This is a genomic window from Planococcus sp. TJ-302, assembly GCF_058268455.1.
This window is the reverse complement of record NZ_JBZDOI010000001.1, coordinates 1,292,761-1,306,847: the sequence shown is the minus strand read 5'-3', so window position 1 is coordinate 1,306,847 and position 14,087 is coordinate 1,292,761. Positions and strand designations below refer to the sequence as shown.

12 protein-coding genes are annotated in these 14,087 nt (G+C 44.2%); 11 read left to right on the top strand and 1 reads right to left on the bottom strand.

The annotated features are described in order from the left end of the window. Positions 1–3: 3 nt before the first annotated feature. Complete coding sequence (locus AC4EHB_RS06575; RefSeq protein ID WP_490980985.1) at positions 4–1,236, bottom strand: processed acidic surface protein; 1,233 nt, start codon at positions 1,234–1,236, stop codon at positions 4–6. Positions 1,237–1,531: 295 nt separating this feature from the next. Here AC4EHB_RS06575 and AC4EHB_RS06570 point away from each other — a divergent pair, with 295 nt between their 5' ends. The 11 genes from AC4EHB_RS06570 to AC4EHB_RS06520 all read left to right on the top strand — a co-directional run bounded on the left by AC4EHB_RS06570 (position 1,532) and on the right by AC4EHB_RS06520 (position 13,993). Further along, positions 1,532–2,518 carry a GNAT family N-acetyltransferase gene (locus tag AC4EHB_RS06570; protein ID WP_490980984.1) on the top strand — a complete coding sequence of 329 codons (987 nt, stop codon included), beginning with the start codon at positions 1,532–1,534 and terminating at the stop codon, positions 2,516–2,518. 314 nt (positions 2,519–2,832) lie between these two features. Further along, positions 2,833–3,840 carry a lipid II:glycine glycyltransferase FemX gene (locus AC4EHB_RS06565; RefSeq protein ID WP_490980983.1) on the top strand — a complete coding sequence of 336 codons (1,008 nt, stop codon included), beginning with the start codon at positions 2,833–2,835 and terminating at the stop codon, positions 3,838–3,840. Positions 3,841–4,381: 541 nt separating this feature from the next. Beyond that, a complete protein-coding gene (gene murJ, locus AC4EHB_RS06560) occupies positions 4,382–5,896 on the top strand; it encodes a murein biosynthesis integral membrane protein MurJ (RefSeq protein ID WP_490980982.1) in 1,515 nt (504 codons plus the stop codon). A gap of 49 nt (positions 5,897–5,945) precedes the next feature. Further along, positions 5,946–7,226 (top strand): hypothetical protein, encoded by a 1,281-nt coding sequence (locus AC4EHB_RS06555; protein ID WP_490974764.1) that lies wholly within the window; start codon positions 5,946–5,948, stop codon positions 7,224–7,226. Beyond that, positions 7,223–8,512 (top strand): nucleotide sugar dehydrogenase, encoded by a 1,290-nt coding sequence (locus tag AC4EHB_RS06550; RefSeq protein WP_490974763.1) that lies wholly within the window; start codon positions 7,223–7,225, stop codon positions 8,510–8,512. The genes AC4EHB_RS06555 and AC4EHB_RS06550 overlap by 4 nt, the downstream gene beginning before the upstream one ends. A gap of 12 nt (positions 8,513–8,524) precedes the next feature. After that, the gene (locus tag AC4EHB_RS06545; protein ID WP_490974762.1) at positions 8,525–9,193 is read left to right on the top strand and encodes a sugar transferase; all 669 of its coding nucleotides are present in this window, start codon (positions 8,525–8,527) and stop codon (positions 9,191–9,193) included. Positions 9,194–9,231: 38 nt separating this feature from the next. Further along, positions 9,232–10,410: a glycosyltransferase family 4 protein gene (locus AC4EHB_RS06540; RefSeq protein ID WP_490980981.1), complete on the top strand. Its 1,179-nt coding sequence runs from the start codon at positions 9,232–9,234 to the stop codon at positions 10,408–10,410. 37 nt (positions 10,411–10,447) lie between these two features. Next, positions 10,448–11,512 (top strand): hypothetical protein, encoded by a 1,065-nt coding sequence (locus AC4EHB_RS06535; RefSeq protein WP_490980980.1) that lies wholly within the window; start codon positions 10,448–10,450, stop codon positions 11,510–11,512. Between the two features lie 41 nt (positions 11,513–11,553). Next, entirely contained in the window at positions 11,554–12,732 is a 1,179-nt protein-coding gene (locus AC4EHB_RS06530; RefSeq protein ID WP_490974759.1) for a glycosyltransferase family 4 protein, read from the top strand. A gap of 91 nt (positions 12,733–12,823) precedes the next feature. Beyond that, the gene (locus tag AC4EHB_RS06525; RefSeq protein ID WP_135503984.1) at positions 12,824–13,093 is read left to right on the top strand and encodes a YciI family protein; all 270 of its coding nucleotides are present in this window, start codon (positions 12,824–12,826) and stop codon (positions 13,091–13,093) included. Positions 13,094–13,279: 186 nt separating this feature from the next. After that, positions 13,280–13,993 (top strand): DUF459 domain-containing protein, encoded by a 714-nt coding sequence (locus AC4EHB_RS06520; protein WP_490980979.1) that lies wholly within the window; start codon positions 13,280–13,282, stop codon positions 13,991–13,993. Positions 13,994–14,087 lie beyond the last annotated feature (94 nt).

Below are 14,087 nucleotides of genomic sequence, written 5' to 3'. Positions count from 1 at the left end.
AGATTATAATCCCATAGCTTTTGAACGACGGAACAACGCAACTCCTGCGAGCGCGATAACCAATCCGATCAAAGCATTTGGAAGGTAATCAGAAGCTGTTTTCGGAAGTTTTCCGCCTTTAACGGTTTTCTTCACTGGTGTTTTTTCCGATTTTTTGCCTGGCGTTTTAACTGCAGGCGGGGCAACTACGACATTTGTTTCTTCTTTAACTTCTTCTTTAACGTCTTCTTCAACCACTTTAATGTCTTCGCCCGTTTCTTTAATGATGTCAGAACCGAACGAGTCGTTTGTCAAAATGAAGTCAGCTAAGAATGTGCCTTGTGTGTTGTAAACTTCAACCAATAGGTCATATCCGTCAACTGTTTCAAGCGTTATCAATGTCCCCAAAGTAATCGGCAACTTTTCTGAGCCTTTTACCAAATAATATTTAGTATCCAGCTCTAGCAAATCAAGCATTTCCGTGTAGATTGCGATCAATTCTGAAATCTGTGCCGCCGTCAATTCATCAGCTGATTCGAATTCTTCGATCATCATCATGCGGTCAGCAAGTGCAGTAGCTCTATCTTGGAAGGCAGGATCTTCAAAATTAAGAGTCTCTAAGTGAGCTTCTAATCTTTCCAATTCTTCCATTGTCAATCCAAGTTCAGTAAATATTCCTTCGATATCAACTTCAATATCGTATTCTTCGCCATATCCGTAAATGTAATCATCTATAGCGTACTCAAGGTCTTCAATGAATTCATAGTTTTCAATTGTATCGCCTTGTTCGTTCAAGAAGTTTTCTAGCTCTTCTTTGGATTCGAATTCGTAGTATTCAAGAAGCTCCTGCAAATTTGCATCTGTAATCGCTGTGCCGCCATTCAAGTAAAAATTGATGCCATCTGAAAGGTCTTCAATGAACAAATACCATTCTGTATCTAGAACATCTTGCCCTTGCTCAATGTCACCATTTTCGACTAGAAGTGCATTCAATTCGCTGCGGCTTAATTCGAAATCCGTAAGAACGGATTGAAGCGTTTCTTCAGTGATTGGCAGTCCCAAGTCATCGGCAGACTCAAACTCCTCTAAAGAATAGCCTTTGCTTTCCAAGTAATCTATGTAGGCCGATTTTTCCCACTGGATTTCCTTAAGAAACTCATCAAACCCTTTGTCGTTTGCTTCCATTGCTAAAGCGGATGCAGGCAAAAATCCAAACATTAATGCAGCTGATAAAATCATTAAAAACAAGCGTTTCATTCCTTACCTCCTAGGTAAATATTGTAATATCTAGAATAGTATAAGCATAAGTCGCTTCTTATAAAATAGGTATTATTAACTATTAACATTTTATTATGAAAAATATTTTGGTAAATGAGGTGTGTATAGCTGAATACCGCATTTTAAACCTTCTATATACACCGAATTGCACAAGTACTTTAAAGGAAATTAAATGTAGCACTTTCCCGTTGGAAGGAATATACTATAAAAAATTAATATTTCAGCCTTTTCATCTTTTAGGTACTGCATACCATCAGAGAAAGAAGAGAGAATCATGAAAGATATTTATTTCGATGATCGTTATGGAAAGTTATTCGAAGAAATGGAGAATGGGGAAGCAGGCAAGTTCAACTTCAAGCATCCACTAGGCAGTGTTCAACATCTATTTATCAAACGGCAAATACCGATTGCCTTGAACGGTGAACATTTTTATGACCTAGTCACGCCTTACGGTTATGGAGGACCATTGATTGTCGAAGGCAGCAAAGGTTCCAGGCTTGAACTGGCCGCTGAGTTTGAAAAAGCTTTTAAAGAGTACTGCCTTTCCAATAAAATCGTTTCTGAATTTATCCGCTTCCATCCTCTTGCTGGCAACGCAGCCGACTTTGAAGAGGCATTCGAAGTAACTTATCTGCGAGAAACAGTGTGCACCAATTTAAGAGAGCATGATACTCCGTTTGATGGCGAATTTTCAAGGTCAGCGCGCAAAAACATCCGCCAAGCGTTGAATGGGGGAGTCCAGTACAAGGTGACGTTAAATCCGGCTAGCCTGGACGCATTCAAAGAAATCTATAACGGAACGATGGAAAGGAACCATGCCGATTCATTCTACTATTTCGAGGATGCCTATTTTAAAAAGTTAATGGAACTTTTCGGAGAGAATCTGCTTTTGGTCGAAGCAAAGTTTGAAGGCAAAGTAATTGGCGCCGGATTAAATTTTGTTTATGGCAATTTGGCCCATACCCATCTTTCCGGCTCGTTATCGGAGTATAACCATCTTTCTCCTGCCTCTGTCATTTACCATGCTTTGGCGGAATGGGGCAAAGAAAATGGGGTTGATGTGATCCATGCCGGAGGAGGGCACACGAATAATCCGGACGATAAATTGTATTTATTCAAGAAACAATTCGGCAAAGAAAGTAACTGCCATTTTTACATTGGAAAGAAAATTTGGAACCCCGAAATTTATAAAGCTTTGTGTGAAGCTTCAGGAATCAATGAAGAAGTCCATTTTTTTCCAGCTTATAGGGTAAAAAAATAAAGCAAACTGAAAATGTAAAAAGAATTGGTTCGCACAGTGGAATTATGCTGTGCGGACTTTTGTGTAAGAAAGCAGTTTGCATTAAGGGAAATTTAGACAATAATGAGGACATAGACTTTTACAGATACAAAAAGAATAAAATCCTACGTTTTCTCGATTATCCCTAGAACTTTTGTCGCAAGCAAGGTATAATTGCCTTGTATATAATCTGATAATTCCAACAATACAAATTTTGTATTTTATAGGGAATTATCCAATAAGATTTGAAGAAGCAAAAATTTAAGCGAATTCATTTCATGAATGGAGTTGAGATTTTGAGAGATTTATACTTTGATGAAAATTATGGGCGGTTGTACGAGGAGATTGAAAACGGGACATGCGAGGTATATCAGTTCCGTCATTCACTCGGAACTATACGGCACATGTTCATTAAACGTGAGATCCCTATAAAACTGAACGGCAAGACTTATTATGACATTGTAACGCCTTATGGCTATGGCGGCCCGTTGATTGAAGAATGCAGCCCGGGCAAAAAGGAACTGTTAGTCGAGGCATTTAAAGAAGCTTTTCAGCGTTACTGTGAAGAGCATGATATTGTCAGCGAATTCATCCGTTTCCAGCCAGTCATCGACAACGCTCAAGATTTCGAAAGTTGCTACGATGTAGTTTATATTCGCAATACGGTAGGAACCAATTTGAAGGAGTACGACGATCCAGTGCAAAAGGAATTTTCCAAATCAACACGCAAGAATATCAGGAAAGCCTTGGAAGCCGGAGTGGAGTTCAACGTGATTATGGGCCCAAATGAATTTAAAGAGTTCAAAGGTATTTACCATGAAACGATGACCCGCAATCAAGCAGATACGTATTATTATTTTGATGATGTGTATTTCGAAAGGCTCATTGCTTATTTCGGCGAAAATATGTTGTTGGTGGAAGCGGTTTACGAAGGGCAGACCATCGGAATGGGCTTAAATTTTGTCTACGACAACATGATCCATACCCATCTTTCCGGAACACTCAACGATTTTCGCCATTTGTCCCCGGCATACATCCTGCAGTACGCACTGGTTGTTTGGGGCAAAGAGAACGGCGTCGATCTAATTCATGACGGCGGTGGACGGACCAATAGCTTGGACGACAAGCTATATCTCTTCAAAAAACAATTCGGAAAGAACACTGGTTTCAAATTTTATATCGGCAAAAAAATATGGCATCCAGAAATATACAAAGAATTATGCGAAGCTGTGGATGTAGAGTCGGATCTTGAATATTTCCCGGCATACAGATCCAGGTCGTTGAAAGAAATAGAGAACGTCTGAATGGAATAACATAAAACAAAAGGGGCAGCCCCAAAAGGCCAGTAAGAATGGCATTTTGGAGGCTGCCTTTTTTTGTGTGTCAAAACAGGGAATAAGAACTAATTTCGGCTACTCATTTCCAGCTATACCATATTCATTATTTTATGTTTGGGCATTTATAAAACAAATAGCTCTATCTTCTATCAACCGCTTATCTAGCACAGGCGCGAATACGGGCTAGGCGGAGCAAGAAGAGGGGCGATTCCTGCTTTGCTTTTAGTGTGAGCCATGTCCTGAGCGTGCTAAGCGACATTTAAGAGCAACAAATTTCTAATACAACAATTCTGCAGAACTTACTGCTTAAAGCAAACCCTAGCGCTATCTACTCAATAATTTTAAAGTATTTTAAATATTAAAACAGTTTAACCTACTTTTAACCTAAACGCTTTAGTATAAAGCTCAATAATAGAGGCGAAAGAGGGGGAGATAGTCATACGTTCCGCCGATGATGCAGATGGGTAGAAAGCAAGACAGAATACACAAGCAAGCGAGGGAGAAAATCATGGAGAAAACCGTCATTGCGCTAATGGCTGTCATCATAGCGACAAAAGTGCTTGGCTTTTCAAGGGACATTTCCCTTTCGTATTTTTACGGTGCCGACGGGCTGACTGATGCTTACTTGATATCCCAGACCATACCTTCCGTTCTTTTTTCTTTTGTCGGGATGGGGATAGCTGCAAGCTTTATACCGATTTTCACTAAGATCAACGAAAATCAGGGGCCGGAATACGCACAGCGCTTCACAGCCAATTTAACAAATATCGTCCTTTTGCTGTCGACGGTGCTGGTCATAACCATGCAGCTCTTTCCAGTACAAATCGTGAAAATCTTTGCCAGCGGATTTGAAGGGGAAACGCTTAAGATCGCTTCAGATTTCACGAGGATTTCCGCTTTCAGCATTTATTTTACCGCACTCGTTTATATCTTCAGTAGTTACTTGGAAGTGAACAGACGCTTCTTGGCAACTGTGCTCAGCGGCTTGCCGCTGAACCTGCTAATCATCTTCTTCATCTACCTCAGCTTTGAAGTGAACTTCTATCTGCTGTCGATCGGATCAGTCGTCGCCGTGGTGGTGCAATTTCTCTTCCTCTTGCCTTCAATCCGTAAAACAGGCTATCGGCACAGGCTGACTGCGGCCCCTCGAGAGCAGAACATCCAAAGGATGCTGCTGCTGGCGATTCCGGTGATTGTCGGCGTTTCCGCAGATCAGATCAATGTCCTGGTAGATAAGACATTGGCTTCGCAGATTTCTGAAGGAGGCATTTCAGCGCTGACTTATTCCCATCGGATTGTCTTCTTCATACAGGCAATTTTTGTAACTGCGATTGTCACTGTAATGTTCCCTAAAATTTCCAAATTAGCAGTAAATAAAAATATTGCACATTTAAAAGATATTGTCGGAAAAATCGTCACGACGGTTGCGCTGTTAGTCATTCCGGCGACAGTGGGGTTGATGATTTTCTCGGAACAAGTAACAGAGATGTTGTTCGGCCGCGGCGCATTTACAAACGATGCAGTTGTTATGACATCCGGAGCACTCTTCTTCTACACAATCGGCATGCTGGGCTTCGGCTTGCGGGAAGTGCTGGCGAAAGTCTTTTATTCGCTGGAAGATTCCAAAACGCCGATGATCAGTGCGGTCGGGGCGATGTTCTTAAATGTCGTATTAAACATCGTGTTGTCGCGGTTCATGGGAATCAACGGATTGGCGCTCGCGACCAGCATTTCGGCATTGGCGACAACCGGCGTGCTATATATATCCCTGGTTCGGAAAGTCGGATCGATGAATACGAAAAAAATCTTGATGGATATAACGAAAGGCGTTTTCGCAGCAGCCGTCATGGGAGTAGCTGCAAAAAGTGTGTTTTCCTATCTCGACAGTCCACAGACAGAATTGCTGGCTCTTGCGGGGGGCATCATTTCCGGTGCTTTGGTTTACGGACTGATGCTCTGGCTGCTTCAGCTCAGCGATATCGCTTATTACAAAGCGAGGTTAGCAGCACTCGCGAAACGTTAAAGAGTTTTTTAAAAAAGCAGACAAGAATATTCCAGGGGGTGCTTGAATCATGCTCTTCGTGCTAGCTTTCTTCATTTTAGAAGTGTTGATCACTTTTTTACTCAAAGACTATATTGTGCTTGGTCCTGGCTACGGCATGATGATGCTGTTTGCCAGCATCGCCGCAATTTCGCTGTATTTGTACCGGACGCTTGAAAAAGAATGGCTGTTGCTGATCTTTGCAGGATTTGTAATCAGGGTGCTGGTGCTGTTCATCGATTTGTATGTACCTTCAATCCAGATTTTCTCCAGTGGAACTGACACGGAATATTTCCATGAAATTTCGCTGCTAATCGCAAATGGCATGTTCCCACTGGAAGACGGCGCGACCAATTACGTTCCTTTCCTTTCAGCCATCTATTACATGGTAGGTGACCAAAGGCCGTTCGCCCAATTCCTTAATGTGGCATTTTGGGTGTTCGCGGCAGTCTATTTGATGAAGGCTTTAATGCATCTTGAAATCGACAAAAAATTGATTTTCATTGCAATGCTGATTTTCACGGTTATGCCAAACAGCATATTCATGTCCAGCATCCTACTGCGTGAATCCATCATCATTTTCCTTATTACGGTTTCGCTTTATCATTTTGTGCGATGGTTCGCCGATGGCACGTTCCCGAATTTCATCATGGCAGTTTTGCTAGCCCTCGGGTCGATGATGTTCCATTCCGGCATGATCGGTTTTGTTATCGCCTATGTTCTGGCATTCATGTTCCTCAGCACGAGCGGTTCGAAAAAGGTAATGCAAAACGCACTCTTTCTCATGTTGCTGGTGGTCATGGCCGCCATTATGATTCAGAATTCGGAACTTTTCCTCAGTAAGTTCATGGGACCTGAAGGCACCGCAGTTTCTGCTCTTGAAATTTCAGGTCGCGGGGGATCGATGTACTTGTCCAGTTTAAATGGTTTGACGGGCATCGTTGCTTTGCTGGTGGCGCCGCTCAAGATGTTTTACTTTATGTTCTCCCCGATTCCGCTGGATTGGCGGGGCCTCGGCGATGTAGCGAGCTTCCTGTTCGATTCGTCGATCTATATTTTCCTGGTAGGGGCAACAATTTACGGGCTATTCAAAAGCGATATGCCGCTGCGCAATAAAATATTCATCCTGCTGTTCCTCGGCATCACCGTTTTGGTTTATTCATACGGGACCCAGAGCGCTGGAACGGCCATGCGCCACCGCAATAAAATTATTCCATTGCTGCTGATCACATTTGCTATTGCCAACAGCAAACAATTGTTAAAAATAGCCGGCAGTCGTTTCCGGAAGTCTGAAGGGGAGAAAGCGGCATGATGAACGACAAATTGACTATTGGAGTAGTTGGCCTCGGGCATGTTGGATTGCCCTTGGCAATGGCTTTTGCCAAGAAATACAGTGTTATCGGCTACGACAGCAATAGAATCCGCATCAAACAGTTGCTTGAAGGAAAGGACAAAACGGGTCAAGCCAACGCGCAGCAGCTTGCGGAGTGCGGTATTGCTTACACTTCTGACCCGTCCTCTTTAAATGCCGCAGGTTTTATCATGATCGCTGTTGCGACGCCAATCGACTCAGCAGACCAACCAGACTTAAGCCAATTGATTGAAGCTTGCAGCATTGTTGGAAAGTACATGAAAAAAGGGGCTGTCATCGTGTTTGAATCGACAGTTTACCCAGGGGCCACAGAAGAAAAATGCATTCCCGTGTTGGAGGAGTATTCCAGTCTGGAGAGCGGTGTTGAGTTTTTTGTCGGCTATTCCCCGGAACGCTTTAACCCTGGAGAACGGAAGTTTCCCATCACCAAAATAAAAAAAGTGGTGGCAGGGCAGAATGATGCGGTTCTCGACTACGTAGCGGAAATCTACGGCAGCGTCATGGATGCCGGCATTTTCAAAGCAAAATCAATCCGTGTTGCTGAGGCAGCAAAAGTCATTGAAAACACACAGCAAGACGTCAATATCGCCTTGATCAATGAATTTTCTTTGATTTTTAATCATCTGGGCATCGATACGGGCGCTGTTTTGGAAACGGCCGGCACCAAAAAGAGCTTTCTGAAATTTACGCCAGGACTTGCAGGCGGGCCGAGGCTAGGAATTGATTCGCATTATTTGGCGCATAAAGCCCGTGCAGTGGGCTACGAGCCGGAAATCATTCTTGCCGGCAGAAAAGTGAACGACGGGATGGGGCATTATATTGCTCGGACAGTAGCAAAACGGCTAATCCAGCGCAATCTGCCATCTCGCGGAACACGTGTGACTGTTCTTGGAATCACCTACAAGGAAGATGTCCAAGATCTTCGGAATTCAAAGATTATTGATGTTATTGAAGAATTGCACGATTACGGTTTTGAAGTCCAGACATCCGATTGCTGTGCCGATCCGCAAGACGCGGATCGGAAGTATGGCGTGATGCTGACGCCGGAACATGAACTGCTGCCAGCGTCGGCTGTCATTTTGGCCATGCCCCATAAGCAATATAAAGAGGCAGGATGGAAGCTGATTCAGCCGCTGCTGGACAGACAAGGCGGCATGGTTTTCGATGTCAAAGGGGTTTTGGAGCAGGAAGGCAAACCTGAGAACGTTGAATTATGGAGATTATAGGGAGGAATTTACATGACTCTTGAAACGGTAGATCCGGTAAAGAGAAAAAACAAAGTGAAAGGCTCTATCAAGCAGGTTTTTGAATTCATCGCTGCGCTGCTAATGCTGGCAGTGCTGTCGCCGGTATTTCTGGTAATTGCGATTCTTGTCAAATCAGAATCGAAAGGACCTGTCTTTTTCACGCAAATGCGCGGCGGCAAGGACAATGTCCATTTTTTGATTTATAAGTTCCGGACAATGGCGGACGATGATTCACTGCGCGATGACACTATCCACGTTTTGGAAACAGATAGCCGCATCACGAAAGTGGGTTATTACCTCCGCAAAATGAGCTTGGATGAATTGCCGCAACTGATCAATATTGTCAAAGGAGACATGTCTTTTGTAGGCCCGCGGCCAACTTTGACTTCCCAGACGGACAGTTACAGCCCTTATCAGATGCAAAGGCTCCTTGTTAAGCCGGGAGTCACAGGATGGGCGCAGGTGAGAGGCCGCAATTCGCTGAGCTGGAATGAAAAAATCGAGTTGGATCTCGAGTACATCGAACGGCAGAGCCTGCGTTTCGATTTTTATATCCTGTTGCAGACTGTGGAGAAAGTATTTAACTCCGAAGGTGTTTTCAGGGGTGAGAGCAAACAACCGGAAGTGAAAAAGAAAAATCAGGATGCCCGCGACAACTGACGGATGGAGCCGGAGCAGAAATAAGGGAGAGGAACCATATGGCGGTGAAAGTGATACATGCGGTGACGATTTCAGAAAGCTTAGTTTTTCTTCAAGGGCAAATGAAATATTTAAATAGCCGCGGCTATGAAGCCAAAGCCTTGAGTTCGAAAGGCAAATACGCCCAAGAATTCGAATCCAATGAAGAAACACAGGTTTTGCTGTTGGATATGGAGCGGGAAATCTCGTTGGCGAAAGACTTCCGGGCATTAATCAGATGCATCCGGATCCTGCGCAGCGAAAAGCCGGATATCGTCAATGCCAGCACTCCGAAAGCAGGGCTCGTCGTTACGCTTGCAGCTTTGATATGCGGCGTGCCGATCCGCGTTTACAATATGCGGGGGCTGAGGTTGGAAACCACCGGCGGGTTAAAGCGTAAAATTTTGCTTGCAGCTGAAAAAGTTTCTGCAGGTGCGGCAACCCATTGCTTGGCTGTTTCTAACAGCCTCAGAGACCAAGTCATCGATTTCAAAATCGTGGATAGCCGGAAAATTTCAGTACTCGGTAAAGGCAGCGGAGATGGCTTTGATGTCGGACGTTTCCGCTTGGACAGCGAACAAGAACGGAATATGGCGGATTTGAAAACGGCATATGGTTTCGCTCCGGACGATTTGGTGCTCGGGTTTGCCGGGCGCTTGACGAATGATAAAGGCATCACGGAACTCGTAAACGTTTTTGAACAATTGGCCAGCAAGTATGAAAACCTGAAGCTGTTGATCGTTGGGGATTATGAATCGACGGATCCCGTTAATGAAGTAACCAAATCGAAAATCGAGGGACATCCGGATATCACGTTTACAGGCTTTCAAAAAGACCCCGTGCCATTTTTCCATATGATGGACATTTTCGTTTTCCTGACCAAACGGGAAGGCTTCGGCAATGTATCGATTGAAGCAGCGCTTTGCGGGACACCGGTAATCGTTTCCGATGTCACGGGGGCAAAAGACACCATAGTCGACGGCCGGAACGGATTTTTAGTGGATTGTGAAAACCAGCAAGATATTGCCGAGAAATTGGAACTGCTCATTTTGGCTCCCGAGATGCGCGCACGGATGGGGGAATTCGGGCAGCGTTGGGCAGCGGAGAATTTCAGCAATGCCACGATCTGGAATGAGCTGGATGGATTTTATCAACAATGCCTCGCAGAACGCATGCGCCCAGCAAGGCAAATCTTATAAAAAAGTAGACTTTATGCGGATAAGAGGGGGAGATTGAGTGATGCATTATTATGTTGCAGCCAAAGGGCTGTTGGCTATCAAAACCAATGTCAAAGACTTTAAATGGTCGTTCGGCCACAATATGCCGGAAGCGTCCCAAGAGGAGTACGAACAATGTGAAGTGAAGCTGCATCTGGCAATCGAAGATTTTAATGAAGACGAAGGTTTAGAGAAACTGGGGAAATACCACTATTTTAATGGCGATCCGGGCGCCGGTAAAATTTATTACACCCGTAATTTTGCCATGAGGATGAAGCTTAGGATCAAAGCAGAGAATCTATTGTCAGAAGAACCGAAAATCACATTTAACCCGAATTACTACAAATTCATCACACACCGGATTATGAATCTCCATTCGGTCGGCTATATCCTGACCGATTTGGCTACATTGCTGTTATTGAAAAAAGGCTACGCGCCAATTCATTGTTCGGCATTTAAAAAAGGCAATTCGGCTGTGGCTGTATTTGCACCGCCGAGCACTGGAAAAACCTTGAGCAGCATGATGGCGTGCATGGACCATGGAGCTCAGTTTATCGCAGAAGACCTCGCCATCACCGACGGCAAAAAAATCTATTCAGTGCCTTGGACGAGTACGTTCCGCTTCTACTCCAATATGGAACCAAGCACTGCATCGAAAATGAAAAATAAGGCGGTTAAAATATTGCCGCCTCTTGAATATGTCTCTTTCTCTAAAGCGAAGCCAGTGACGGATTACGTAGATACAGGATCTATCCTTGACGAGGAAATTGTAACTCATGTCGCTATCTTGGAAAGAGGGATCGAAGAAGTGGCCATTCAAGATGATGCGGAGGCAGTTCGGAAAATGCTGAATTTGAACCGCAATGCTTTCCATTACTTGAAATCGCCATTTTTAACTGCTTATGAATTTTTTAATCCGGAGCTGGATATTGAGTACGCAGCAGCACAGGAAAAAGCTATATTATCAGAGCTGATCAGCAATAGCGAAAAAGTTTTCTCATTGAAGGCGGCGAACCCCACAGATTATGCCCACATATTAGTTGAACAGATTCAAGCGCCTGTACTGAAGTATGGAAGCATCTGAATAAAGGAGTTTTATTTTGCAAAGAAAGGCGGGGGAGAAATATGGCAGCTAAAGTGATCCATGCTGTGACTGTGCCGCAAACCTTGAAACTGATGAAGGGACAGCTGGCTTATTTGAAGAAAAAGGGATATGACACGATGGCCTTAAGTTCCCAAGGGGATTATATCCAAGACTATGAACAGTCGGAGGGTGTAGAGGTACTCATTGTGGAAATGGAAAGAGAGATCTCCCTTTTAAAAGATTTAACCTCGCTGATCACATGCATAAAACTGTTTTATAAAGAAAAGCCAGATATCGTCAATGCGGGAACTCCAAAAGCAGGATTCGTCGCCATACTTGCGGCTTTTTTAACCGGTGTGCCAATCCGTATTTATAATGTGCTTGGTTTGAGGCTGGAAACAACGACAGGGCTGAAAAGATTGATTTTATTGACGGCTGAGAAAATTACAGCGACAGCAGCCACTCATGTTTTGTCCGTTTCGCCTAGCCTGTCAGAGCAATTGGTCTCCAATGAGATTGCTGCTCCTGAGAAGATTAGGGTCTTAGGGAATGGCAGCCTTAACGGCTTTAATCTGACAGATTTTGAAATGGACGATGAGCTGCGAATGAAAATCGATTCCCTCAAAAAAGAGCTTGGTTTGTCAATGGATCACCTTGTGATTGGCTATATGGGCCGCATTACAAGAGACAAAGGCGTCGAGGAAACCGTTGCAGCGTTTCTGGGGCTGAGCCGAAGATATCCGCAGCTCCGGCTGCTGCTGGTGGGAGATTTTGAAGATGGCGATCCGATTGGGGAGAACACGAAACGGGAAATCTTCGACAATCCGTCCATCATCCTGGTCCCTTACCAGAAAGATCCGATCCCTTATTTCTACATGCTGGATATTTTTCTCTTCCTGACGAAAAGGGAAGGGTTCGGCAATGTTTCGATTGAAGCGGCCCTTGCAGGGAAACCCGTCATTGTAGGTGATGTGACAGGAGCTCGAGACACAGTCAACGATTGGGAAACCGGCTTTTTGGTAGATCCTCTAAATGGTGTAGAAGTTATCAATAGGCTGGAACTGCTTATCAATGACAAGGCGCTGCGGCAGCGGCTCGGCGCGAACGGCAAAGTCCATGCTGAAGCCAATTACTGCAATGAGGCGATTTGGATGGAATTGGAACAATTCTACCACCAATTGCTGCTCCAGCAAACGGGAACCTTCCAGCGGACCATGTGAAAGGTGAAGGTTTTAAGCGCTGCGATGGCATTTCCCATGGAAAAGACTGTATGATAAATGAGATTAGCTGTTTAATTGAAAGGAGGATTCCATGAAGTATTTTGCTGTGCTGCTGCCAATGGCTGATAAAGAAAAAAGCGCGCTGTACCGTCCTGATCACTTGGCATTTCTTGAGAAGATGAGGGATGAAGGGCATGTCCGCGTCAATGGCAAATTTACGGACGGATCAGGCGGACTGGTCATCTACCGGGCAGATTCCTACGAACAATGCGAGGAGTTTGTTAAACAAGACCCTTTTATCGTGGAAGGGGCAAGAGATTACGAAATTATCGAATGGGAAGCAGTGTGGAACGAAGATTAGGCAAGTTGGAAGGGGGCTGTTCTGAAGCCGGTGAAAACCGGGTATCGGAGCGGTTCTTTTTATGGGCAAAACTAGAGCTCACCGAAAAATGGGAATTGGCGGTCAAGTTTAAAAATGCTGGAAGAAGGCTATAAAATGTATTGGGCGCTAGCCCTTACATCTCAGAGAAATAGGAAGTGGCTTAACGTGAAAACGAAGAAAAAATTATTGATTGCGTCGCTCGCAGTAAATGTGCTGTTGATCGGAGCGGCAGGGATCATTGTCAATAAACAAGGCGGCATAGGCTTTATAGAAGAACAATATCAAGCGATGGAATCGAAAGAGGAATTCCCAGAGTATTATCGCCAGAAAAAAGATATTTTCGAAGCGCTTGAAGGCGAAAGCGCCGACAAGATTTTTCTCGGTGACAGCATCACTGACCATGGGGAGTTCCCGGAATATTTTCCAGATGAAAAAGTCCTGAACCGCGGAATCGCGGAAGACACAACAAAAGGCGTGCTTAACCGCATTGATGAAGTGGTATCGCGAAACCCGGAAGAAGTTTATATCATGATTGGTGTCAATGATATTGCTGCGGGGGTAAAAAAAGAAACGTACGAGCAAAACATGAAAAAGATTGTCCGGTCATTTGAACAAGAGAAAACCCGCGTGGTCTTGCAATCGCTTCTGCCGGTCAACAACGACAGCTTCAATAACGATTTGCCGAACAGCCAAGTCGATGACTTCAATGCTATTCTTAAAAAAGTGGCATCCGAGAATAATGTTGCATATGTGGATTTGCATACGCATTTCGAAGATGACAATGGACAGCTGCAAAAAGAAATCACGATCGACGGCCTCCATCTCATGGGTGGAGGATATGATATATGGATGGAGCAGCTTGAACAGCAGCTTCCTTAAAATGAGTCTGGGCATTTCCGCATAGGGAGTGCTCTTTTTTTTTGTAGTATTTCACCAAAGGATGTAGTATTATTGGAATATTAAATGTTTTATT